The organism is Martinezella lusitana (assembly GCF_900094565.1).
Lineage (GTDB): Bacteria > Pseudomonadota > Alphaproteobacteria > Rhizobiales > Rhizobiaceae > Rhizobium > Rhizobium lusitanum.
The window spans coordinates 194,297-218,799 of sequence record NZ_FMAF01000004.1; the positions used below are offsets into that span (position 1 = coordinate 194,297).

General features: G+C 60.7%; 20 protein-coding genes. 15 read left to right on the forward strand and 5 right to left on the reverse strand.

Annotated features, from left to right (window positions below):
- The first annotated feature begins 21 nt into the window (after positions 1-21).
- Positions 22-972: a GlxA family transcriptional regulator gene (locus tag GA0061101_RS10295; protein WP_037193185.1), complete on the forward strand. Its 951-nt coding sequence runs from the start codon at positions 22-24 to the stop codon at positions 970-972.
- Positions 973-1,151: 179 nt separating this feature from the next.
- Positions 1,152-2,063 (forward strand): acetamidase/formamidase family protein, encoded by a 912-nt coding sequence (locus GA0061101_RS10300; RefSeq protein WP_037192409.1) that lies wholly within the window; start codon positions 1,152-1,154, stop codon positions 2,061-2,063.
- A gap of 15 nt (positions 2,064-2,078) precedes the next feature.
- Here GA0061101_RS10300 and GA0061101_RS10305 read toward each other — a convergent pair whose 3' ends face one another.
- The gene (locus GA0061101_RS10305; RefSeq protein WP_037192412.1) at positions 2,079-3,821 is read right to left on the reverse strand and encodes a cation:proton antiporter domain-containing protein; all 1,743 of its coding nucleotides are present in this window, start codon (positions 3,819-3,821) and stop codon (positions 2,079-2,081) included.
- A gap of 147 nt (positions 3,822-3,968) precedes the next feature.
- Positions 3,969-5,015 (reverse strand): NAD(P)-dependent alcohol dehydrogenase, encoded by a 1,047-nt coding sequence (locus tag GA0061101_RS10310; RefSeq protein WP_037193189.1) that lies wholly within the window; start codon positions 5,013-5,015, stop codon positions 3,969-3,971.
- A gap of 257 nt (positions 5,016-5,272) precedes the next feature.
- Between GA0061101_RS10310 and GA0061101_RS39340 the strand changes: the two genes are divergently transcribed.
- Positions 5,273-5,413, forward strand: a complete 141-nt coding sequence (locus GA0061101_RS39340; RefSeq protein WP_167669539.1) for a hypothetical protein — start codon at positions 5,273-5,275, stop codon at positions 5,411-5,413.
- Between the two features lie 29 nt (positions 5,414-5,442).
- Here the strand turns inward: GA0061101_RS39340 and GA0061101_RS10315 are convergent, their stop codons facing one another.
- A complete protein-coding gene (locus GA0061101_RS10315; RefSeq protein ID WP_081938688.1) occupies positions 5,443-6,906 on the reverse strand; it encodes a DHA2 family efflux MFS transporter permease subunit in 1,464 nt (487 codons plus the stop codon).
- A 417-nt stretch (positions 6,907-7,323) separates the two neighbouring features.
- On the opposite strand from GA0061101_RS10315, the gene GA0061101_RS10320 reads away from it, so the two are divergent.
- Positions 7,324-8,118, forward strand: a complete 795-nt coding sequence (locus GA0061101_RS10320) for a FadR/GntR family transcriptional regulator (protein ID WP_037192414.1) — start codon at positions 7,324-7,326, stop codon at positions 8,116-8,118.
- A 70-nt stretch (positions 8,119-8,188) separates the two neighbouring features.
- Here the strand turns inward: GA0061101_RS10320 and GA0061101_RS10325 are convergent, their stop codons facing one another.
- Positions 8,189-9,685 (reverse strand): MDR family MFS transporter, encoded by a 1,497-nt coding sequence (locus GA0061101_RS10325; RefSeq protein WP_037192417.1) that lies wholly within the window; start codon positions 9,683-9,685, stop codon positions 8,189-8,191.
- A gap of 324 nt (positions 9,686-10,009) precedes the next feature.
- On the opposite strand from GA0061101_RS10325, the gene GA0061101_RS10330 reads away from it, so the two are divergent.
- The 11 genes from GA0061101_RS10330 to GA0061101_RS10380 all read left to right on the forward strand — a co-directional run bounded on the left by GA0061101_RS10330 (position 10,010) and on the right by GA0061101_RS10380 (position 23,369).
- Entirely contained in the window at positions 10,010-11,143 is a 1,134-nt protein-coding gene (locus GA0061101_RS10330) for an ROK family transcriptional regulator (protein WP_037192419.1), read from the forward strand.
- Positions 11,144-11,150: 7 nt separating this feature from the next.
- Positions 11,151-12,593: a M81 family metallopeptidase gene (locus tag GA0061101_RS10335; RefSeq protein ID WP_037192421.1), complete on the forward strand. Its 1,443-nt coding sequence runs from the start codon at positions 11,151-11,153 to the stop codon at positions 12,591-12,593.
- A gap of 191 nt (positions 12,594-12,784) precedes the next feature.
- Positions 12,785-13,522 carry a FadR/GntR family transcriptional regulator gene (locus GA0061101_RS10340; RefSeq protein WP_037192424.1) on the forward strand — a complete coding sequence of 246 codons (738 nt, stop codon included), beginning with the start codon at positions 12,785-12,787 and terminating at the stop codon, positions 13,520-13,522.
- Positions 13,523-13,615: 93 nt separating this feature from the next.
- Positions 13,616-15,124 carry an ABC transporter substrate-binding protein gene (locus GA0061101_RS10345; RefSeq protein ID WP_037192426.1) on the forward strand — a complete coding sequence of 503 codons (1,509 nt, stop codon included), beginning with the start codon at positions 13,616-13,618 and terminating at the stop codon, positions 15,122-15,124.
- A gap of 73 nt (positions 15,125-15,197) precedes the next feature.
- A complete protein-coding gene (locus GA0061101_RS10350; protein ID WP_037193196.1) occupies positions 15,198-16,145 on the forward strand; it encodes an ABC transporter permease in 948 nt (315 codons plus the stop codon).
- On the forward strand, positions 16,142-17,020 hold the full coding sequence (locus tag GA0061101_RS10355; protein WP_037192429.1) for an ABC transporter permease: 879 nt from the start codon (positions 16,142-16,144) through the stop codon (positions 17,018-17,020). The genes GA0061101_RS10350 and GA0061101_RS10355 overlap by 4 nt, the downstream gene beginning before the upstream one ends.
- A gap of 22 nt (positions 17,021-17,042) precedes the next feature.
- Positions 17,043-18,830, forward strand: coding sequence for a gamma-glutamyltransferase family protein (locus tag GA0061101_RS10360; protein ID WP_092573576.1), 1,788 nt, complete (start codon positions 17,043-17,045; stop codon positions 18,828-18,830).
- A gap of 5 nt (positions 18,831-18,835) precedes the next feature.
- Entirely contained in the window at positions 18,836-19,594 is a 759-nt protein-coding gene (locus tag GA0061101_RS10365) for a DUF1028 domain-containing protein (RefSeq protein ID WP_037192433.1), read from the forward strand.
- A 52-nt stretch (positions 19,595-19,646) separates the two neighbouring features.
- On the forward strand, positions 19,647-21,497 hold the full coding sequence (locus tag GA0061101_RS10370) for an ABC transporter ATP-binding protein (protein ID WP_037192435.1): 1,851 nt from the start codon (positions 19,647-19,649) through the stop codon (positions 21,495-21,497).
- A 79-nt stretch (positions 21,498-21,576) separates the two neighbouring features.
- Positions 21,577-22,128 carry a glutathione peroxidase gene (locus GA0061101_RS10375; protein WP_037192437.1) on the forward strand — a complete coding sequence of 184 codons (552 nt, stop codon included), beginning with the start codon at positions 21,577-21,579 and terminating at the stop codon, positions 22,126-22,128.
- 179 nt (positions 22,129-22,307) lie between these two features.
- Complete coding sequence (locus GA0061101_RS10380) at positions 22,308-23,369, forward strand: class I SAM-dependent methyltransferase (protein WP_037192440.1); 1,062 nt, start codon at positions 22,308-22,310, stop codon at positions 23,367-23,369.
- 46 nt (positions 23,370-23,415) lie between these two features.
- On the opposite strand, the gene GA0061101_RS10385 is transcribed toward GA0061101_RS10380, so the two are convergent.
- Positions 23,416-24,501, reverse strand: a complete 1,086-nt coding sequence (locus tag GA0061101_RS10385; protein ID WP_037192442.1) for an ABC transporter ATP-binding protein — start codon at positions 24,499-24,501, stop codon at positions 23,416-23,418.
- Positions 24,502-24,503 lie beyond the last annotated feature (2 nt).

Genomic DNA, 24,503 nt, shown 5'->3' on the forward strand with positions numbered 1-24,503 from the left:
TCCCGTCATTTTGTGCCAATCATGCGCCACATCGAGATACTTGCCTTTGACAATGCCCAGCTGCTCGACATAGCCGGTCCGCTGCAGGTTTTCACCAGTGCCAATGAGGCGGCAATCGAAAGCGGATTGCCAAGGCCCTATGAGGCAGTCGCAGTCGCGACGGACGCGCAGACCAGGACCAGTTCAGGCCTTGTGCTGACGACTGCGCCACTCAGCGACGTTGGCGGCCCGCTCGACACCTTGATCATCGCCGGCGGCTGGGGCGTCAACAAGGCATGCGAAGATCAGGCCCTGGTCGAGTGGGTGCGCAGGCGGTCGGCAAGCACCCGGCGAACCGCCTCCGTCTGCAGCGGCGCCTTTCTTCTTGCCGAAGCGGGACTTCTGGACGGGCGACGCGCGGCGACCCATTGGAACCGCTGCGAGGAATTCTCAAAGCGCTTCCCGCAAGTGAAACTGGAGCCGGATCCGATCTTCGTCCGGGACGGCGACCTATGGAGCTCGGCGGGCGTGAGCGCCGGCATCGATCTGGCCCTCGCTTTGGTCGAAGACGACCTCGGCCGGAAACTGGCACTTTCCGTCGCCCGCGAGCTCGTCGTCTTCCTGAAGCGGCCGGGCGGCCAGGCGCAATTCAGTTCAGCATTGCGACTGCAGGAAAGCGGCGAGCGCTTCGACCAACTGCATGCCTGGATCATGAGCAATCTGCGCGCGGACCTCTCTCTGCCCGTTCTCGCCGAACGGGCGAATATGAGTGCGCGCAGCTTTTCCCGGCATTACCTCAAGGCGACCGGACGCACGCCCGCAAGGGCTGTGGAGGATATCCGCACCGAGGCGGTGCGGCGTCTGCTGGAAGAGGGCCTTACGGTTCACCAGGCGCGCATCCGTTGCGGCTTCAGCTCGGAGGAAACCATGCGGCGCAATTTCCTGAGAAAATTCGGAACCACGCCACAGGAGTTTCGCGATCATTTCGCCTAGATCAACCTGCATTCCAGGTCGCGGCCGGCGAAATCCGCAGAGCGCTGTTGTCGCTTTTCTATTATCGTCCTTGGGATCGTCCGAAGCGGTAATCCATAATATCCGCAAACGCGGTCTTTCGTGACACGGCAAAGCTGTCATAGGTTGACCGAACCAAATTCAGGATAAGGCTGTAGGCAATGGCAACGCACCGTTTTACCCCCACCGTCTATCACAACGTCATCGGCTCCCTGCCGCCGGCCTTGCATGTCGCCGATGGCGATACCGTCATTACCGAAACGCTCGACGCTGCCGGCTATGACAAGCATGATATTCGCCATGCCTCGGGTCCCAACCCGATGAACGGCCCGATCTTCGTCGAGGGTGCGGAACCGGGCGATTCCCTCAAAGTCGAAATCCTGACGATGGTGCCGACGCGCGATACGGGATTCACCCGCAGCGTCGTTGCAGGCAACGTCGTCGATCCGCAGGATGTGCGGGCACTGCCGGCCAGCGAAAAGGTGATCTGGCAGATCGACCGCGAAGCCCTGACAACGAGACTTTCCGAGCCGGTGGCCGGCCTTGAGGCCCTGACGCTGCCGCTTTCGCCGATGATCGGCTGCTTCGGTGTTGCGCCGGCGCTCGGCCAGGCCATATCGACCGCCACCAGCGGCGAATTCGGCGGCAACATGGACTATCGGCTGCTGGGGCCGGGCACGACCATCTGGTTTCCCGTATCGGCGCCAGGCGCACTTTTCTTCCTGGGCGATTGCCACGCCGTGCAGGGAGACGGCGAGATCGTCGGCACGGGAATCGAAACCACCTTCGAGGTGACGGTACGGCTGAGCGTCGAAAAGAAAAAGACGATAGTCTGGCCGCGCGGCGAGACGGTGGACGACATTTTCACCATCGGCAATGCCCGGCCGCTCGACCAGGCCCTGCAGCACGCAACCAGTGAAATGCTGCGCTGGCTCGGCTCCGACTACGGCCTCGATAAGACTGCCGCCAGCCACCTGCTCGGCCAAGTCGTGCGCTACGATGTCGGCAATGTCTTCGATCCGGCCTATACGATGGCCTGCCGCGTTTCGAAATCCTGGCTGAGGCGCCGCTAAATCCCAGATCGGGCGTCAGCTCGCATCCTCTGATTGGTCGCGCCGCTGGCGCGACACGTTGCTTTCCTGCCGTTCGCGCGCCATGTGGCTGACGGCGGCGCGCAGTTGCGGATGCCGCGACATGAACAGGTTGAAATCACGGCGCTCCAGCACGAAAAGCTGACAGAAATCGACGGCAACGACATCGGCGGTACGGCGCGCGCCGGTCAACAGGGCCATTTCGCCGAAGAATGAACCGGCGCCGAGCGGAACCTCATCGTCCTCAAGCTGCACTTCGACGGCGCCGGACGCGATGAAGAACATGCTGTCGCCGCGATCGCCCGTGCGAATGACGCGATCGCCCGGCGAAGCCGATCTCGGCCGGAAGAGCAGCAGAAGCTCCTCATGCGCATTGTCATCCAGCTCGGCAAACATCGGAAAGGTCTCGATCAGTTCCTCGATCTCGAGACTATGCTGCCGATCCCTTTCCTCCCGCTGCTTGTTGATGGCGGTCAGTTCGCGACGCAGCCCATCTTGCTTGGCCATGCCGTATTTGCTCGCGAACGACGGCCATCGGGAAAACGTCCATTTCTCCAGCTTCTCGACGGCGAAGAAGGCCAGCGGATTGAGCGTAATCGACAGGATCGCTCCTGCAAGAATGAGATCCTGTCCTTCCCGGGACAACAGACCGAGCGAAACGCCGAGCCCGGCCAGGATGAAGGAAAATTCGCCGATCTGCGCAAGGCCGGCTGCAACCGCAAAGCCCATGCTCGCCGGGTAACGCAGCAACAGCACCAGGCCGAAAGCAATCAGTGACTTGCCGATCATGATGAGCGCAAGCACGCCGACGATCATCAGCGGTTCGCGCACCAGGATAGTCGGATCGAAGAGCATGCCGACAGACACGAAGAACAGCACGGAAAAGGCATTTTGCAATGGCAGGGAGTCGGCCGCAGCCCGATGGCTGAGATGCGATTCACTCATCACGAGCCCGGCAAAGAAGGCTCCAAGCGCGAAGGAAACGCCGAATATTTCCGCCGCCCCGAAGGCGATGCCGAGCGCGATCGCCAGAACCGACAGCGTGAACAATTCGCGCGAGCCTGTGCGGGCGACCGACGTCAACAGCCAGGGTACGACGCGCGGACCGATGAAGATCGCTACAAGAGTAAATGCCGCCACCTTGACCAGCGTCATGCCGATCGTCAGCCAGATCGAGCCGGAAGCCGCATGGTCGCCGGCATTCACATGGCCGCCCATGGCGCCGGCAAAGGCCGGCAGCAGGACAAGTGCGAGCACCATCGCCAGATCTTCGACAATCAGCCAGCCGACAGCCACGCGCCCGTTGGTCGAATTCACCAGATTGCGCTCTTCCAGCGCTTTCAACAGTACAACGGTGCTGGCAACGGCAAGGCTTAGCCCGAGGACCACGCCTGCGCCGATGCCCCAGCCCCAGAGGGACGTCAAGCCGATGCCTAAAAGCGTTGCGATCGCGATCTGACCGATGGCACCGGGGATGGCGACCCCGCGCACCGCCAGCAGATCAGCGGCCGAAAAATGCAGGCCGACGCCGAACATCAGCAGGATGACGCCGATTTCCGCCAATTGCGATGCGAGTGAAACATCGGCGACAAAGCCCGGTGTGGATGAGCCGATAATGACGCCGGCAACCAGATAGCCGACCAACGGCGGCAGATGTAGCCTGTCGGCGAGATAGCCGAAAATGGCCGCGAACACGAACCCGCCGGCAATCAGTGCGATCAATGCGACGTCGTGCGGCACGGCTATCCTTCCCGTTTCACGGCGTTAAAGCCTGTTCCTCTCTTTTCAGGCTAACTAGCATCGCTTTTGCCTACCCGTCTACGGGGTCGTGCGAAACCGGAGGAAAACGTCGCCTCGCCCATGCAAGGCGACGAGGTAAACAGACGCTTACTGATCCAGGATGATCTGCAGCTTGACATCCGTTGGTCTGGCCTCGACGGCACGATCGAACGCCTCGATGGAGTCTTCAAAGGCGAATGTCTCCGAGATCAGCGGCTTCAGATCGACACGGCCGGACGCGATCAGTGCGATGGAGCGCTCATATTGATGCGCATAGCGGAAGACCGTTTCGATACGGATTTCCTTGGTCGATGCCGTCGAAACATCGAAATCGACCGGATCGACCGGCAGGCCGACGGCGACGATGACGCCGCCCGGGCGCGGCAGCGCCATGACTGTTTCCCAGGCCTTCTGCGAACCGGAGCACTCGAAGACGACGTCGGCGCCCCAACCATCCGTAAGGCGGCTGACTTCCTCGACCAGATTGTTTTCGCGAATATTGACAGGGATGACGCCCTGATATTGGGCGGCGATGTCGAGCTTCGGCTGGGCGAGATCGGCAACGATCGCCCGTGCGCAGCCGCCGGCAAGAGCCGCGATCGCGACCATGGTGCCGATCGGGCCGGCGCCGAGGATGACGGCGGTGTCACCGGGGGTAATTCTCGCCTTGGTCGCCGCCTGCATGCCGACCGCAAAGGGTTCGACCATCGCGCCCTCGGCAAAGCTGACATTATCAGGCAGTTTGAAGGTATAATTGGCCGGATGCACGACAAAGGGCGTCAACACGCCATGGACGGGCGGCGTTGCCCAGAAGATGACGGCGGGATCGACATTGTACATGCCGAGACGGCTCGCTTTGGAATTGGGATCGGGGATCCCCGGCTCCATGCAGACGCGGTCGCCGATCTTCAGATGCGTCACGCCAGCACCGACTTCGACGACAGTGCCGGCGGCTTCATGGCCAAGCACCATCGGCTCGTTGACGACGAAGGGGCCAATCTTGCCGTGCGTGTAATAGTGGACGTCGGATCCGCAGACGCCGACCGTATGGATCTTGATCTTGACTTGACCCGGCCCGACCTCCTGCGGAAGGTCTATATCGCGGATTGCCAGTTCATGCTGGCGTTCCAGCACCAAAGCGCGCATCTTACTCATCGCATTTTTCCTCTTTTCGAAGCAAACGGCGCCTGCTTGCGCAAGGCCCAAACTCTTGTTCTTCCAGCGTCCAACCGGTGTCGCGAAACGAGCTTGCGCCAATGCCGGAGAAGACGCGTTGTGCTGGTGCCCAATAGAATGGCGGTATACTACCCCATTATATTAGAATGAACTTATTATTTAACGCCCTATTGCCAATATTGACTGGAGTTCCATTTCTTGCCTTTGTAATGATTGAGGAAAAGGAGGGGCTCATTATGGCAGTATATGATTGGACCGGTCAGCGCGCCCGCCGGATGAAAATGTTGCGTGCAGCAAGCTTTGCAATGCTTCTTATCATCCTGATGGCGATACCCGCCGTGCTGTTGCATTATAATCTCATTCAGTATCCCCATTGAGCAGCACATGTCGTTCATAGCGGAGATTTTCAAGCCGCCTTTTTCGCGCCCGCCTTCTGCTTGCGCGCAACGTTGTCGCCGGCCCTGCGGTCGAGCGGCAGGCAATCCAGCACGGCAAAGAGAGCGATGATGCCGAGCAACACGAAGGCGAGGCGGAATTCGATGGCGACGATGCCGCCTACGCCAAGCGGTGCACTGACAGCCTGACCGATGCGAATGCCGATGGCACCGACAGCGATGCCCATGCCCATGGTCAGCTGAAAGACGGTGCTGAACAGCGTGTTGGCGCCTGTCATCTTCTGCGGCGGAATGTCGGCGAAGGCAATCGTATTCAATGCCGTGAAATGCATCGAGCGGCACATGCCCCCGATGAACAGCACCGGTACGACGAGCCAGACCGGCGTATCGGGCGAAAACAACGCACAGGCTGCAATGAAGACGGCATTCAGGATGCCGTTGACGATCAACACCGGTTTAAAGCCGAAACGCCGCAAAATCGGCGTCGTCCCCGGCTTCATCGCCAGGTTGCCGGCAAAGACCGCCAAGGTCAGCATGCCGGCATGAAAGGCGCTGAGCCCGAAGCCGACCTGGAACATCAGCGGCAACAGAAAGGGCACCGCACCGATAGCGGTACGAAACAGTGATCCGCCGGAGATCGTGACCGCGAAGGTCGGCAGCTTCAGCCCTGAGAGATCGATGAGCGGATGCTCCGTCCTCAGGAAATGAAACGCGGCTACGGTGAGCAAAACCAGCCCGGCGACCACATAGGCCGAGGCTTCCAGCCATATGAGGTCGGGACGGCCGACCAGCTCCAGCCCGTACATCAGGCTTGCCAGACCGATGCTGCTGACGACGAAGCCGATCCAGTCGAAAGGCGGCCGCGCAGCATTCTTGGTTTCCGGAATGAGAATAAGCGCGAAGGCAAACGCCAATATGCCGAGCGGCAAGTTGAGAAAGAAGATCCAGCGCCAGTTCGCATGGTCGGTGATGAAGCCGCCGAGTGGCGGTCCAAGAACGGGCGCCACCAGCGCCGGCCAGGTGATCGTCGCAATCGCCGAGATCAGCTTGTCCTTCGGGGTATTGTTCAAAACCACGAGCCGGCCCACCGGCACCATCATCGCGCCGCCGATCCCCTGCAGGATGCGCATAGCGACGAAGGAGCCGACACCGTTGGCAAAACCGCACAAAACGGAAGCGAGCGTGAAGACGACGACGGCCGTGGTGAATACCAGTCGCGCGCCGAAACGGTCGCTGATCCAGCCGCTGATGGGGATGAAGACGCCGAGCGTCAGAAGATAGGCACTCATGCCTATATTGAGATCCACCGGTCGGGCGCCAAAGGAAACGGCCATCTGCGGCAGCGCGGTTGCAATGACCGTACCATCCAGGTTTTCCATGAAGAAAGCACCGGCCACGAGCAACGCAATCGAGACCGACCGTGAGCCTGCCGCCTGCATTTCCTTCTCCCGCCCATGCGTGGACATGTCGTTCATCAACCAGTTACTCCGAATCCGCCTCGCATCCCCCTTTATTTAATCGGTTCGGCATCGTTTCCGATAGATCGAAATCGTCCCATCATTCGATTGGTCAATCACGTTTCGCTTAGTGGGTGGCGCAGAATTTGATTGCCGTGCTGCCACCTTCCGCCATGCGGCTGGGCCGGAAATCATGACGATCCGCCAATGCGCCTTGGTGAACGGACCGGTCAATCCGGTGCCAGTAGGCATTTGCGCACAAGACATGGTAGGGTTTTTTATCGGAAATGCCGCGCCAAGAACGACAGGATCGATATCAAAACAATATGAAACAGCCTCGAACAAGCCGAGACATCAGCATAGAGCCCGCAAAACATATCATCGGCTGAAGATTAGCTTCGCAATCGCGTATCAAAGGAATGAGAGCTCCGCATAATGAAACATGGCCTTGATGCAAAGACCACTGCGGCAACACCGGAGGCGAAACTGATCGTAACGCAGTCACCATTCGATGCCTTTGTGCGAAAATACGGTACGATCCCCCGTCGCGGCGTCTTCGGCTATTTCGTCCACGAGCTTGGTCGCCGCATCGTCGGTGGAAGTTACCCGGTAGGCGCCACGCTGCCGAACGAGCCCGATCTGGTGGAACAATTCGGCATCAGCCGCACCGTCATTCGCGAAGCGATGAAATGCCTTGCCGGCAAGGGGCTGGTGGAGATCAAGACCCGCGTCGGCACCCGCGTCAAGGAGCGCTCCAACTGGCATCACCTCGATACCGACGTCATGGTCTGGTACTACGAGACCGGACCTTCGGTGGAAATCATGCGCTCCATCAAGGATTTGCGGCTGGCGCTGGAGCCGGAGGCTACCGCGCGTGCCGCCACACGCCGCACGGACGAAGACGTCACGGCAATCAGTTCCGCTTACGGGGAAATGGTTTCCACCATCGGCGACATCAATACCAATGCCGACGCTGATCTGCGCTTCCATACCGCGATCTTCGCCGCCACGCACAACATGATCTATTCACAGCTGATCGACCTGATTGCGGTTGGGATCTACGCCAATCGCACGCTTTCGGACCATGATGAAGTGGCGGAGGGTCAGAAGCGTTCCCTGCCCTACCACAAGGCCATCCTTGACGCGATCGTCGCCCGCGATTCCGACGCCGCGATCAAGGCATCACGGAGCCTGTTGGAGTCCTGGCGCATCAGCCACTACGATTTCTGACGCAGCACGTCGCAAGCGTCACGATGAATGCCGGCGGAGGGAAGCGTGGCCCGTTGCCGGTCGCGCTCCGTCAATGCGTCATCGCATCCTGGGCATCCGCCTTGGGCACCGATCGGCGGCCGGCATCATGGGCAACGGGAATGAGCCAGACGGTTGCGAACGTCGTGATGGCGACGATGACGACGCCCCAGAAACTCCAGTGAAGCGCGGCGTCGAAAACGTTCCTGATCGCCGGATCGCCGACAAGATCGGAAAGGCCAGTCGGCTGGTTCAGAATATCGTGAAGCCTCGTTGCCAGTTCGCCGCTGCCGAAATGAGCGATACCGATATTCATGATCGCGCCGAGCGCCGTGGCGCCAAGCGTGTTGCCGAGGCTGCGCGAGAAGATGATCGAGGCCGTGGCGCTGCCGCGCATAGACCATTCGACGCTTTCCTGCACGAGCACGACGCTGGTGAGACTGATGAGACCCATGCCGAAGCCCATCAGAAACGAGCCTACGCCGGCGATGATCGGGCTGCTTTCCGGGGTCAGGAACAAAAGAAACAGCGCACCGAACGGAAACATGAAGCTTCCGGCACGCAAGGTCCGGCGGATGCCGAACATGCGAAAGAACCGGCTCGCAAGCATGACCGCCAGCGGCCAGCCGACGATCAGCATGGTCAAGGTGAATCCGGCTTCGAGCGGTGATCGGCCGAGAACACCCTGAACGTAGATCGGCAGAACTGTCGTCAGGCCGATCAAGGCCATGCCGGCAAGCAGGGTTGCCGCATTACTGGTCGCCACCAGCCGCCGGCTCCACAGCGCGATCGAGATGATCGGCTCAGGCGCCCGCCGCTCCTGCCATATGAACAGGACGCCGCTGACCACAAAGACGATCGCTAGCAAACCAAGGACGGCAAAACCGGAACCGGTTTCCGTCAGAATGACCAGCAGCGATACGATCGATATCGAAAACAGGATCGTCCCGAGATAGTCGATCTTCGCCTCGCGCGGGGTGATGCGCTCATGCAGGAAGCATACGAAGCCGGCGATGGACAGGACGCCTAACGGCAGGTTGATCCAGAAAATCCATGCCCAGGAGAGATGATCGACGATGATGCCACCGGCAAGCGGACCGATGACCGCCGAAACAGCCCAGACGCTGGCAAGGGCACCCTGCACCTTGGCACGCTCTTCCAGCTTGTAGAGATCGCCGACAACCGTCATCGTCACGGGCTGAATGGCGCCGGCGCCAAGCCCTTGAAGCAGCCGGAACGCGATCAGCGAGGCCATCGACCAGGCAAAACCCGCAAGCGTAGATCCCACGAGAAAGATCAGGATGCCAACGATAAGCATGGGCTTGCGGCCGAACATATCGGAAAGCTTGCCATAGATAACCGTCGTGGTGGACTGCGCCAGGAGAAAAGCGGAGAAGACCCAGCTGTAATAGGTGAAGCCGCCGAGCTGGCCGACGATGCGCGGCATGGCGGTCGCGACAATCGTCGCTTCCACTGCGACCATGAAGGTCGCAAGCATGATCGAGACGATGACCAACGGACGTCTCGAACGATCGACCGTGCTGGACATGGTATTCCTTTCTGACTGCCGCGCCCGATGTCGAATACGCACAGGCCGTCGAGGCGACCATGATCGAGCGTTTCATTTTTGGAATCGACGCCGGAAGACGAGGCGACTGGGGGGATTTTTGCCTAGATTGCTATGATAAGCATTGCATACTGATACAGGTCGATGTCAACTGTTTAAACGCAACTGCAGATCGCGCAGATTGACTGGAATCCGTCTGTTGTCACGTCCGCAAATAAGCCCTCAGCTAAATTTATTTCCGTTGATTTGTTCATTTTATGAACTTATTGTCGGAAAAACACGCTGAAATCCAGGCGGAACGTCGAATTGCTTACTTCTTCCCAGCAACAGCTTCTGCGCGTGATCAGTCAATCCGGACCACTGAGTCGAACAGATCTTGCGACATCTATGGGTCTTAGCAAGGCCGCCATGAGCGGAATTGCCCGCGATCTGATCTCACTTGGCGTCCTGCACGAAACGGAGACGATCTACGGCCAGGGCCGCCCCTCGATCCTGCTCGATCTGCATCCCGAAGGCGCCTTCTTCGTCGGCATTTCACTGCTCGAAGACCCGGCAGCGATGGTGCTTAGCGATTTCAACGGCAGTATCGTCGCGCGCCAGACCATGCCGCGGTCGCGCGATCCGGATGTTATCGCCGAGTTGATAGCAGAGACGCTGCCGAAGCTGCTGGCAGAACGCGAGGATGCTGTCCGCAAGCTTTACGGCATCGGCATCGCCCTCTCAGGCTTTGTCGACGAGAAGCAGGCAAACTGCGTTCAATCAACGCTGCTTGGCTGGAAGGATGTGCCGCTTGCGAGCATCGTCAGGCAGAAGACCGGTATCGACACCTTCATCGAAAACGACGCCAAGGCGGTCGCCGTCAGCGAGAAGCTGTTCGGCAGCACACGCGACGTCCAGAATTTCAGCGTCGTCTCTTTCGACGACGGCATCGGCTGCGCCCATTTCGTCGGCGGCAAGCTTTATCGCGGCAATCATGGCGGCGCCGGCGAGATTGCCCATTGCACCATCGAACCCAATGGCTCGCCCTGCCGGTGCGGCAAGCGCGGCTGCCTCGATACCGTCGCCTCGATGAAGGCAATCAAGGAAATGGCGAAAGCGGAAGGCCTTGCGTGCAGTTCCCTTGACGATCTGGAAAACGAGGCCTCGCTCGGCAACGCGGCCGCCATCCGCATCCTGCATCGGGCCGGAAATGCACTCGGTCTGGCCATCGCCCATCTGATCCAGTTCAACGATCCCGGCATGATCCTGATCACCCATGTCGAGGGACGCTTCGATGGTCTCTTCGGCACTGTCATGCGGCAGGCGGCCGAGGCGAACGTGTTGCCGCGCTATGCCGGCCAGACGCCGATCCGCAACCAGCGCGTCGATGGCGATGTCTGGGCGCGTGGCGCCGCCAGCATTGCCGCCCATAATTTCCTGATTGGTCCCAGCCCGAATTGAGGTTCCCATGCGCATTGCCGTCGGAGGCATTCACATCGAGTGCAGCACCTATAATCCCGTATTGAACGAGGAAAGGGATTTTCGCGTTCTGCGTGGCGAGGAGCTGACGGCCGCGCCCTATTTCGCTTTCCTTAGGGATTACGACGGCGAATTCCTGCCGACCATCCATGCCAGGGCAATCGCCGGCGGTCCTGTCGCACGCCATACATACGAGGCCTTCAAGGCGGAGTTTCTGGAGCGTCTCAAACCCCTGCTGCCGCTCGACGGGCTCTATCTTGCCATGCATGGCGCCATGTATGTCGAAGGCATGGAAGATGCCGAAGGCGACTGGATCAGCGCGGCACGTGCCGTCGTCGGCGACGATTGCATGATCTCGGCCAGCTATGACCTGCACGGCAACGTCACCCAGCGCATCATCGATGCGCTCGACATGTATTCCACCTATCGCACCGCGCCGCATATTGATGTCGAGGAGACCATGCGTCGCGCCGTGAAGATGCTGACGGAGAGCCTGAAGACCGGCGTGAAGCCGATCCTGCTTTGGGCACCGATCCCTGTGGTACTGCCGGGCGAACGCACCAGCACGGTCGATGAGCCGGCCAAGAGCCTCTACGATCTACTGCCCGGGATAGACGCCATCGATGGCGTCTGGGATGCCTCGCTGATGGTCGGCTATGTCTGGGCCGACGAACCGCGGGCCACCGCCGCGGCCATCATGACCGGCACGGATCGCCAAGTTCTTGAGCGCGAAGCGAAGCGCCTGGCTCAGGCCTATTGGGATGTGCGTGAGGACTTCGTTTTCGGTTGCAAGACCGGAACGATCGGGGAATGCGTCGCCAAGGCGATTGCCAGCGAGACGGTGCCCGTGGTGCTTGCCGAATCCGGCGATAATCCCACAGGCGGCGGCGTCGGCGACCGCGCTGATGTCCTTGCTGAACTTATCGCCAATAACGCAAAGGGCGTCATTTTCGCCGGCATTGCCGACAAGGCTGCCACGGAAGCCTGCTATGTGGCAGGCGTCGGCGCCACCCTCGATCTTTCGGTCGGCGCATCGCTCGACACGAAGGGCAGCAAGCCCGTGAAAGGCAGCTTCACCGTTAAATTTCTACTTGAGACCGCAGACCCGATCGACGCCCAGGCGGTTGTTTCCATCGGCGGTATCGACCTAGTGCTGTCGGCAAAGCGCCGGCCCTATCACAACCTCTCCGATTTCACGCGCCTCGGCCTCGATCCGCACAAGGCCAGGATCATCGTCGTGAAGTCCGGCTATCTCTCGCCGGAATTGGCGCCGATCGCCAATCCGAACCTGATGGCGCTTTCGCCGGGGGTCGTTGATCAGTTCGTCGAACGCCTGCCGCGGCTGCGCAAGCAGAAGCCAACCTACCCCTTCGACAAGGATTTCGATTTCACGCCCGAGACGGTAGTCTCGGCGCGCGCTATCAGTCGCTGAGCTCCAAAGCCGGCAGCGGTAGGTCGGGCAAAACTCTTCCGGAATAGCACGCGGGCGGCACCGTTTTACGGTCCGCTTTTGTGCGTCACGCACAAACATTGTGCATTGCATAAATTGCACAAAAAAGAGCTTGACGGCAGGGTTGCGTTGAACTTCTATTGAACCAATTCGAAATTGGTTCACTCCCCACTATGGCAATCAGCAGCCTTCCGGAGAATTCGATCTACGCCCTGGAAAAGCTCAGAGGGCTTTTGAATTCGGCCGATCTGCCGGCAGACGGGAAGTTGCCGACGGAACGGGTTCTGTCGGAGACATTGGGCGTCAGCCGTCGTGCCATCCGGCGAGCGTTGGAGGTGCTGGAGGCCGAAGGCCGCGTCTGGCGGCGCCAGGGCTCGGGAACCTATGCGGGGCAGCGCCCGGACGGCTGGAGCGAGCATGTCAGTTCGCTTGTCGCCCGCACGGATCTCATGGAGGTCATGGAGGTTCGTCTGCGCATCGAGCCGCAGCTGGCCCAGCTGGCGGCCATGCGCGCCAAGCCCGATGACATCGATCGCATGTATGAGCTGACCAAGAAAATCACCGCCAGCGACGATGCCGACAGTCGCGAGCTCTGGGATGGCGCGCTGCACCGGCTGATCGCCGAGAGTGCCGGCAATCAGTTCTTTCTGACCATCTTCGACGTCATCAACCATGTCCGCCAGGACGAGGCATGGCAAACCATTCGCGAATTGGCCCGCAGCATCAACAAGACGCGCCCGATCTCCTATGCCCAGCACATGGCGATCATCGATGCGATTGCGGCGCGCGACCCGATGAAGGCCGCCGAAGCCATGCGTAAGCACCTTCTAATGCTTCAGGAAAGCTTGATCCGCATCACGTCGCTCGATGCGCGACAAGCACAGGAACCGCTGACCGAAGAGGTAGGCTGACCAAAAGCTCTGCCCGCACCAGACAACGACCGGAGAGGAAACCGGTCGAGACTGCAAAAAACGAAAATCATAATTCATAATCAGGAGAACAAGATGAAGATCGCCAAATTCCTGACATCGCTTGCCGCCGGCGCATTGATCGCGCTGCCGGCTTTCGCTGTCGAGCTGAAGATCGGCCTGCAGGACGATGCCGACGTGCTGGATCCGGCCCAGTCGCGCACATTCGTCGGCCGTATCGTCTATACCGCCCTTTGCGACAAGCTGGTCGACGTGACGCCGGATTTGCAGTTCGTGCCGCAGCTCGCCACATCCTGGAAATGGTCGGCTGATGGCAAGCAGCTGATCATGGAACTGCGTCAAGGCGTAAAATTCCAGGACGAGACGCCGTTCAACGCGCAAGCGGTGGTCGATAACATCCAGCGCTACCAAACGATGCCGGAATCGCGCCGCAAGAGCGAGCTCTCCTCCGTCGCCAAGGTCGAGGCATCGGGCGAATACGAAGTCACCTTTACCCTGAAAGCGCCCGATGTCACTCTGCTTGCCCAGCTCTCCGACCGCTCCGGCATGATGGTCTCGCCGACCGCGGCAAAGGCGACCGGCGCCAAATTCGGCGATCATCCCGTTTGCTCCGGTCCGTTCAAATTCGTCGAGCGTGTGCAGCAAGACCGCATCGTACTCGAAAAATTCCAGGACTACTGGAACAAGAACACCATCTTCATCGACAAGGTGACCTATCTGCCGATCCCCGACACGACGGTTCGCCTCGCAAACCTACGCTCCGGCGATCTCGACATGATCGAGCGCGTCGCCGCATCCGATGTCGGCACGGTGAAGGGTGATCCCAATCTCGTTTATGCCGATGCAATCGGCACGGGGTGGCTCGGCGTCTATGCCAATGTCGGCAATGGTGCGCGCGCAGACAATCCGCTGGGCAAGTATAAGCGCCTGCGCCAGGCCTTCTCGCTGGCGATCGACCGCGAAGCCGCCATGCAGATCGTCTTCGACGGCACCGGGCTTGCCGGCAATCAGCCCTTTGCACCGAACAGCCCCTGGTACGATAAGGACATTCCGGTTCCTGCCCGCGACATCGACAAGGCCAAGGCATTGGTCAAGGCCGCCGGTTTCGATCGCATCCCCGTCGAACTCGCCGTCGCCAACAATCCGGTCTCGATGCAAATGATGCAAATCATTCAGTCGATGGTTGCCGAAGCCGGTTTCGACGTAACCTTGAAAACCACCGAATTCGCAACGCTGCTTGATGCGCAGTCGAGCGGCAACTACCAGCTCAGCCGCTCCGACTGGTCCGGCCGCTCCGATCCCGACGGCAATATCCAGCAATTCGTGACGACGGGTGCCGGCCTCAACGATTCCAAATACACCAATCCTGAGGTCGACAAGCTGCTGCTCGAGGCACGCCAGTCGCAGGACACTGCGGTGCGCAAGCAAAAATACGATGCGGCCGAAGCCATCCTCAACGAGGATCTGCCGATCATCTTTCTCGGTCATCAGGCCTGGATCTGGGCCTACAACAAGAAAGTGACCGGCTTCGCGCCCGCCCCGGACGGTATGATCCGTCTTGCCGGCGTGAAGAAGAGCAACTGAGCCAAAAACGCCATGCGGGCGCTCTCCCCGCATGGCATTTCCGGCATTCGATATGCGCGGCGAGGATCTGCCCATGTATAGCTATATCGGAAAGAGGTTGCTCGTCGCCATACCGACGCTGCTGATCATTTCGATCTTCGTCTTCTCCCTGCAGAAGCTCCTTCCGGGCGATCCGGTGCTGGCCATGGCAGGCGAGGAGCGCGATCCGCAGGTTCTTGAGCTGCTTCGCGAAAAATACCGGCTGAATGACCCTGTCATCTACCAATATGGCTATTGGCTGCAGGGCGTCGCGAAGGGCGATCTCGGCGTTTCGCTGCGCACCAATCAGCCGGTCTTGACGCTCATCGCGGAAAAGCTGCCGGTCACCATCCAGCTCGCCGTCATGTCGATGATCTTCGCCTTCGCCATCGGCATTCCCATGGGCATCCTCGCAGCGGTGAAGAAGAATACGCTTATCGATTTTCTCGCCAATATCGTCGCCCTCTGCGGCTTGTCCGTGCCGAATTTCTGGCTCGGGATCATGCTGATCCTGCTGATTTCGGTGAAGCTTCACTGGCTGCCCGCCTCCGGATACCAGCCGTTCTTCGAGGATCCCTGGCGCTCGATCCAGACCATGCTGATGCCCGCCTTCGTGCTCGGCAATGCGCTCGCGGCCACGCTGATGCGGCACACCCGCTCTTCGATGCTGAGCGTGCTCAGCGCCGACTATATCCGCACGGCCCGCGCGAAAGGTCTTTCCGAAGCCGCCGTCGTTTTGCAGCACACCTTCCGCAACGCCATATTGCCCATCGTCACCGTCAGCGCGCTGCTATTCGGCGAGCTGCTGGCCGGCGCGGTTTTGACCGAGCAGATCTTCACCATCCCAGGCTTCGGCAAGCTGATCGTCGATGCCGTCTTCAACCGGGATTACGCGGTGGTCCAGGGAGTCGTGCTTTGCACGGCTATCGGCTTCATCGCCATGAACCTCATCGCCGACATTCTCTATGTCCTCCTCAACCCGCGCATGAGGGCAGCGCTATGAGTACGATCGTACAGACGGCCGTAGCCGCGCCCTCGGCCAAGCGCGCTCCCAACCGCGCCTGGCGCAAGTTGAAGGCCAATAAGGGAGCATTGGTCGGGCTCGCCATCATCCTCTTCTTTGCCGTGCTCGCCGCGCTGGCGCCGATCCTGCCGATCGCCGATCCCATTGCCACCAGCTGGTCGGCGATCCGCAAGGCGCCATCAACAGCCCATTGGTTCGGCACCGACGATATCGGCCGGGACATTCTGTCCCGCATGATCTGGGGCGCGCAAGCATCGTTGATGGCAGGCATCTTTTCTGTCGCCATTGCGGTCGCCATCGGCGTGCCCTTCGGCCTGATCTCCGGCTACTACGGTGGCTGGATCGACCAGATCATCTCGCGCATCACCGAAGCCTTTCTGGCCATGCCGTTCCTGATCACAGCCATTGCTCTTGCCGCCTTTCTCGGACCGAGCCTCACCAATGCGATGATCGCGATCGGCCTTTCGGCAACGCCTGTCTTCGTACGGCTAACACGCGGTCAGGTGCTCGCGGTCAAGACGGAGGAATATGTCGAAGGCGCCCGCTCGATCGGCCTGCGCCACTTCAGCATCATCACCCGCTATATCCTGCCGAACGTCTTTGCGCCCATCCTGGTGCAGGCAACACTCACCATCGCGACCGCCATCATCGCCGAGGCCAGCCTCTCCTTCCTCGGGCTCGGCCAGCAACCGCCGGCTCCGAGCTGGGGCTCGATGCTCAACGTCGCCAAGAATTATCTGGAACAGGCGCCCTGGATGGCCATGTGGCCGGGGGCCGCCATCTTTCTCGTCGTGATCGGCTTCAACCTCCTCGGCGACGGCCTGCGCGATGCGCTCGACCCGCGCGAAGCATGAATAAACTGAAAGGATGCCCCCAATGACCGCATTCACCACACGCCCCGAGATCCTCGGCACTTTCGGCGTCGTTACGTCAACGCACTGGATCGCCTCGGCCGTCGGCATGAGCATTCTCGAAAAGGGGGGCAACGCCTTCGACGCCGCCGTCGCGACCGGCTTCGTGCTGCAGATCGTCGAGCCGCATCTTTGCGGACCGGGCGGCGATATGCCGGCTATCCTCTATTCGAAGAAAAAGGACAAGGTCGAGGTCATCTGCGCCCAGGGACCGGCGCCGGCCGGAGCGACGATCGAGCACTATACGAGCGAGGGGTTGAAGCTGATCCCTGGCGATGGCCTGCTCGCCACCGTCATCCCCGGCTCCTTCGACGGCTGGATGCTGATGCTGCGCGACTATGGCAGGCTTACGGTCCGCGATGTTCTCGAGCCGGCAATCCGCTATGCCGAGAACGGCCACCCCATCCTGCCCCGCGTTTCCGCCACCATCGCGGGACTTGCCGATTTCTATCGCAAGGAATGGCCGACTTCCTATGAGGCCTGGCTTCCCGGAGGCTCCGCCCCGGAACCTTGGTCCAACTTCAAGAACCCGGTTCTTGCCGAAACCTGGAAACGTGTCGTCGCGGAGGCGGAGGTGAAGAGCGGCCGCGAAGCGCAGATCGAGGCGGCACGCGATGCCTTTTATCGCGGCTTCGTCGCGGAGGCGATCGACAGCTATGTCGGCAAGGCCGAAGTGATGGATGCGAGCGGCCAGCGCCACAAGGGCGTCCTGACGGCTGATGACATGGCCAATTGGTCCGCCACCGTCGAGGAGCCGCAGACCTACGACTATCATGGCTGGACCGTCGCCAAGATCGGCCCGTGGGGCCAGGGACCGGTCTTCCTGCAGACTTTGTCGCTGCTCAAGGGTTTCGACCTCGCTGGCATGGATCCGGCCGGCGCGGACTTCGTCCACACGATCACGGAGGCCATGAAACTCGCCTTTGCCGATCGCGAGGTCTATTACGGCGATCCCAATTTCACGACCGTACCGCTCGATACCCTGCTATCGGACGCCTATGCCGATGAGCGCCGCAAGCTCATTTCCCCGGAGGCCTCGCTTGCGTTGCGCCCGGGCAAGCTGCCGGGCTTCGAAGACCAATACGATCTCACCATGAAGATGCTCGAAACTCCGGAAGCCAAGGGCGGCGCGGTCTACGAGCCCACCATGTCGCACCTGACCGAAAAGCGCGGCGATACCGTGCATATCGACGTGATCGACCGTGAGGGCAACATGGTCTCCGTCACCCCTTCCGGTGGCTGGCTGCAGTCCTCGCCGATCATTCCCGGTCTCGGCTTCTGCCTGAATTCGCGTGCGCAAATGTTCTGGCTGAAGCCGGGCCTGCCCTCTTCGCTTGCTCCGGGCAAGCGGCCGCGCACGACGCTGACGCCGACGCTTGCGCTGCACGAGGGCCGGCCGACGCTCGCCTTCGGCACGCCGGGCGGCGATCAGCAGGAGCAATGGCAGCTTTCCTTCTTCCTGCGCTATGTTCACCACGGACTGAACCTGCAGGAAGCGATCGATAAGCCGCTGTTTCACAGCACGCATTTCCCCAGCTCCTTCTATCCGCGCACCCGCGAGCCCGGCGGCCTGACGGCGGAGGCCAATTTCAATACCGAAGTGCTCGATGCCCTCCGCAGGAAGGGCCATCAGCTGACCGTCGCACCCGAATGGACCGTGGGGCGGCTCACCGCAGCACGGCGAGATAAAGATGGCCTCTTGCGCGCTGCAGCAACACCGCGTTTGATGCAAGCCTATGCCATTGGGAGATAGAGCCGATGACCTGGTCGATCGTTGCCCGTGAGCCGGAAACCGGCCATCTCGCCATTGCCGTCGCCACCCGCTTTTTCGCGGTCGGCAGCATCGTGCCGCATATTCGCGGCGGCATCGGCGCCGTCGCGACGCAGGCCTTCGCAAGCCCGCTCTACGGCATCGACGGACTTGCGATGCTCGCCGCCGGTCATACACCGACCGAGATTCTGCAAGCGCTGAGTGCCCGCGACGAAGGCCGCGAGCAACGCCAGTTCCATCTGATCGACAGCAAGGGCAACAACGCCGCCTTCACCGGCGCCAAGTGCATCGACTGGGCAGGCCATCTTGTCGATGACAATGTCTCGGTTGCCGGCAATATGCTGGCGGGTCCACAGGTGATTGCCGAGACGCTTGCGACCTACAGGAAGACCAAGGGAAAGCCGCTGGCCGAGCGGTTGCTCGAAGCCATGCGCGCCGGCGAGAATGCCGGTGGCGACAAGCGCGGCAAGCAATCGGCCGCGCTCGTGATTTACCGCGATCAGGATTATGCCTGGCTGAACATCCGCGTCGACGACAGCGCCGACCCGCTCACCGAACTCGAACGGCTCTATGCCGTCGCGCAGGAGCGCTATCTGCACGTCGCCGAAACCATGCCGACACGGCAGAACCCCAGCGGGATGACCGACCGCCGCGAGATCGACGAGAGGATTGCTGCTCTTGAAGCCGCAAGGATCGCCGAGGGTCGTCCTTCGGCCTCCTTCGCCACCGCGCCGGTACCATCATGAACAGCGTCGATTGATGCCCGGCCAGTGCGCAAGATCATAAAAAGGGGACGCCATGACAACCGTTACAACGCAGCAAACCAAACCGGATGCACAGCCTGTTCTCTCCGTCTCCAATCTGACGACCTCGTTTCTCGTCGATGGCCAATGGCGTCAGGTGGTCAAGAACATCTCCTTCGACGTCATGCCGGGAGAGACGGTTGCGATTGTCGGCGAAAGCGGCTCCGGCAAGAGCGTCACCTCGCTTTCGATCATGCGCCTGCTTGCCAGGGGCAGCAGCCGTATCGAAGGTTCCGTCAGGCTCAACGGCCGCGATATCCTTACTCTTCCGGAGCGGGAGATGCGCAGGGTCAGAGGCAAGGACATCGCCATGATCTTTCAGGAGCCGATGACCAGCCTCAACCCGATCTTCACCATCGGCCGGCAGATTTCCGAAGCGCTCACCTGCCACGGCGATATCTCCAAGGCAGAAGCCAGGGCAGAGACGATCCGCCTGCTGGAGAAGGTGCGCATCCCCAACGCAATCTCGCGCTTTGACGAATATCCTCATCAGTTTTCCGGCGGCATGCGCCAGCGCGTGATGATCGCCATGGCGCTCGCCAGCCGCCCGAAACTATTGATCGCCGACGAGCCGACGACGGCTCTCGACGTCACCATTCAGGGGCAGATCCTCGACCTCATCAAGGTGCTGCAGGAGGAGGAAGGCATGTCCGTTCTCTTCATCACCCACGACATGGGTGTCGTTGCCGAGATTTCCGACCGCACCATCGTCATGTATCGCGGCGAGGCGGTGGAAACCGGCAAGACCGACGACATCTTCCATCGCGGCCAGCATCCCTATACCCGCGCGCTGTTGTCGGCCGTGCCGCGGCTCGGCTCGATGAAGGATCAGGCCCAGCCGCTGCGTTTCCCCATCGTCGATATCAGCACCGGCGAGCGCAGCGAACCCAAGGCGCTTGCCGACACCGTCGATCGCGGCAAGACGCCGGTTCTCGAGGTCAAGAACCTCGTCACCCGGTTCGATCTTCGCGGTGGGCTGCTGGGGCGCCCGACCGGCGCCATCCACGCAGTTGAAAACGTCTCCTTCGATCTTGCCCAAGGAGAAACACTGTCGCTGGTGGGAGAATCCGGTTGCGGCAAGTCGACGACCGGGCGCTCCATCATGCGCCTCATCAATCCCAAATCCGGTGACGTTCGTCTCGACGGCTATGACGTGATGAAGCTCGGCGCGCTCGATCTGCGCCGCATGCGCCGCAGCATCCAGATGATTTTCCAGGACCCCTTCGCCAGCCTCAACCCGCGCATGACGATCGGAGCGGCGGTCGCCGAACCCTTCATCGAGCATCGTCTCGGTTCACGCGCGGAAGCCCGCGAAAAGGCCGCCGATCTTCTGGAGCGCGTCGGCCTCAAGGCTGATATGATGGGCCGTTACCCCCACGAATTCTCGGGCGGCCAGCGCCAGCGCATCTGTATCGCCCGCGCACTCGCCCTCGATCCGAAGGTGATCGTTGCCGACGAAAGTGTCTCGGCGCTCGACGTGTCGATCAAGGCGCAGGTCTGCAATCTGCTGATGGACCTGCAACAGAGCCTCAATCTATCCTATCTTTTCATCTCGCATGATATGGCCGTGGTCGAGCGCGTCAGCCATCGCGTTGCGGTGATGTATCTCGGCGAAATCGTCGAGATCGGCCCGCGTGCCTCGGTGTTCGAAAACCCGCAGCATCCCTATACGAGGAAGCTGATGGCGGCAGTGCCCGTGCCGGATCCGTCGCGTCGCGGCATCAAGCGCAATCTGGGCGTCGACGAGTTGAAGAGCCCTGTGCGGCCGGTCGGATACATCACGCCGACGCGACACTACCGTGAAGTGTCGAACGGCCATCTGGTCCGGATGGAGGAGGCCGCCTGAGCAGGATTTTGACCTTGACGGCCGTCAAATCCAGGCAAATATCGGCATCCTATTTTCCATCTCACTTGGAGTGAACGAAATGACCGACAACGTGCTCGATATTCCGGTAAAGAAGATCGACGGCAGTGATACGACGCTCGCCGATTATCGCGGTAAGGTCATCATGGTCGTCAACGTCGCCTCCAAATGCGGGCTGACGGTGCAATATGAGGGGCTGGAAAAGCTTTACGAGGACAAGCGCGACGAAGGCTTCGTCATTGCAGGCTTCCCGGCCAATGATTTCAAGGGCCAGGAACCCGGCACGAACGAGGACATTCTGAGCTTCTGCACGCTGACCTATGACGTGCAGTTCCCGATGTTTTCCAAGATCGCTGTCACGGGCGAAGAGCGGCATCCGCTCTACGACGGCTTGATCGCCTCCGGCGTCGAAACGACCGGCGACGGCCCGATGCGCGAACGCCTGGCGAAACACGGCCTTGAGACCGGCCAGGACGGCGGCATCGTCTGGAACTTCGAAAAGTTCCTGATAGGCCGCGACGGCAAGGTCGCCGCCCGCTTTGCACCTGATGTTACGGCCGACGATCCGCGCTTGCTCTCCGTTTTGGAAAAGGAGCTGGCGCGCGCCGGCTGAAGCAACTCGCGCGTTTCCAAAATAAGGCATTACCTCAATAGGCTGCACCTTTTCCAAGGCTGCAGCATGAGGCCTGCTCAGCCGTATGACGTAATTGCCTCCCCTCCCGCCCGAGAGTATGTTTCGGCTTCCGTATATATCTGGACGGAACGCTGCATCAATTCTGATGGGAGGATGTCATGCGCGAACCTGATATGCAGAAACTCGATGCCCTAGTCGGACGCCTGGTCGGCGATCTCGGCGCGGCGGTTTCGGGTGTGTTGGTAACGCTCGGAGATCATCTGGGCCTGTTCAAGGCCATGGCGGACGGAACACCGATGACTTCGGCTGAGTTAGCCGACAAAGTCGGCGTGAAAGAGCGCTATGTGCGCGAATGGCTTTCGGCTCAGGCGGCGGCCGATTATGTCAGCTATGACGACAAGACCGAGCGCTTCCACCTGACGCCGGAACAGGCGATGGTGTTTGCGGAGGAAAACAGTCCCGCCTTCTTCACCGGCGCCTTCGATGTCGTTCAATCCATGTGGCTTGACGAACCGAAGATCGCCAATGCCTTCAGGACCGGCAGCGGCCTCGGCTGGCATGAGCACAGCGCCTGCCTGTTCCGCGGCACGGAGCGTTTCTTCCGGCCGGGCTACAACAGCCATCTCGTCTCGGAATGGATACCGGCGCTGAAGGGTTTAGAGGAAAAGCTTCAAGCCGGCGCCGCCGTCGCCGATGTCGGCTGTGGCCATGGCGCCTCGACCATCCTGATGGCGGAAGCCTATCCAAACTCGACCTTCTTCGGCTTCGACTATCATCTTCCCTCCATCGAGCGAGCGAAAGCTGCGGCGAAGGAAGCGGGCGTCGACGGTCGCATCACCTTCGAACAGGCGAGTGCCAAGGACTTCCCGGCTGCCGGCTATGATCTCGTGACGATGTTCGATTGCCTGCACGACATGGGCGATCCTGTCGGCGCCGGCAAACATGTCAAGGACAGCCTTACCGACGACGGCACCTGGATGATCGTCGAGCCTTTTGCGCATGATTGCCTGAAGGACAATCTCAACCCGGTCGGCCGCGTCTTCTACGGCGCATCGACGATGATCTGCACGCCGGCCTCGCTGTCGCAGGAAGTCGGGCTGGGTTTAGGCGCGCAAGCCGGCGAGTTGAAACTGCGCAAGGTCGCTATGGATGCGGGCTATTCGCATTTCCGAAAGGCGACCGAAACGCCGTTCAATATGGTCTTCGAAGTCAAGGCATGAAAATGGCGCCGCGCGCTCCGCAGAACGCGCGGCGCCATCTGATCTTTTATAGACGCTGCCCGTCTTCGCCGAACAGCGACGCGAGCGCCGGCTGGAAATAGACCGGCTGCTCGCTTTCGAGCGCAACCTCCTCGTCGGCATCGATGCGCACCGATATGGTCTCGTTGCCGACCTGGCCCCAGATCAGATTGTCCGAGCCCATCGGCTCGACGATGCTGAAGGTCGCCGGCAGATTCGAGGCACGATCGCTGGCGAGCGTGAACTGCATCTGTTCCGGCCGCACGCCGAGCGTTGCCGTACGGCCCTCCCCGGGCGTGCCGGAAAACTGGTAGCCGTTGAGATCGATCGTGCGGCCATCGGTCAGCACGAAGGCAGGCAAGCCGTTGTTGCTCGTCACCTTCCCCGACAGGAAGTTCATGGAGGGCGAGCCGACGAAGCCCGCCACGAAGCGATTGACAGGGCGACGATAGATTTCCTTCGGCGTGGCGAACTGCTGGATGACGCCGCCGCTCATGACAGCGATACGATCGGCCAGCGTCAGCGCCTCGATCTGGTCGTGCGTGACGTAGATCATGGTGGAGCCGAGGCCGCTATGCAGGCGCTTCAGCTCGACGCGCAGTTCGGTTCGAAGCTTGGCATCGAGGTTGGACAGCGGCTCGTCGAACAGGAAGACATCGACGTCGCGCACCAGGGCGCGGCCGATGGCGACGCGCTGGCGCTGGCCGCCGGACAATTCTCCCGGCCGCCGCTTGCGCAGGGGGTCGATCTGCAGGATCTGCACGGCGCGGTCGACGCGCTTGGCAATCTCCTCCTTCGCCATGCCGGCGATGCGCAGCCCGAAGGAGAGATTTCCTTCGACCGTCATCGTCGGATAGAGCGCATAGGATTGAAACACCATGCCGATACCGCGATCCTTCGGCTCCTCCCAGGTGACGTTCTTGTCGCCGATCCAGATCTGGCCATCGCTGATATCGGTGAGGCCGGCAATGGCATTGAGCAGGGTCGACTTGCCGCAGCCGGACGGACCGAGCAGAACGATGAACTCGCCCGACCTCACCTCGAGATTGAGCGATTTCAGGACGCCGACGCTGCCGAAACCGATTGCAAGTTCGCGAATGGAAACATTGGCCATGA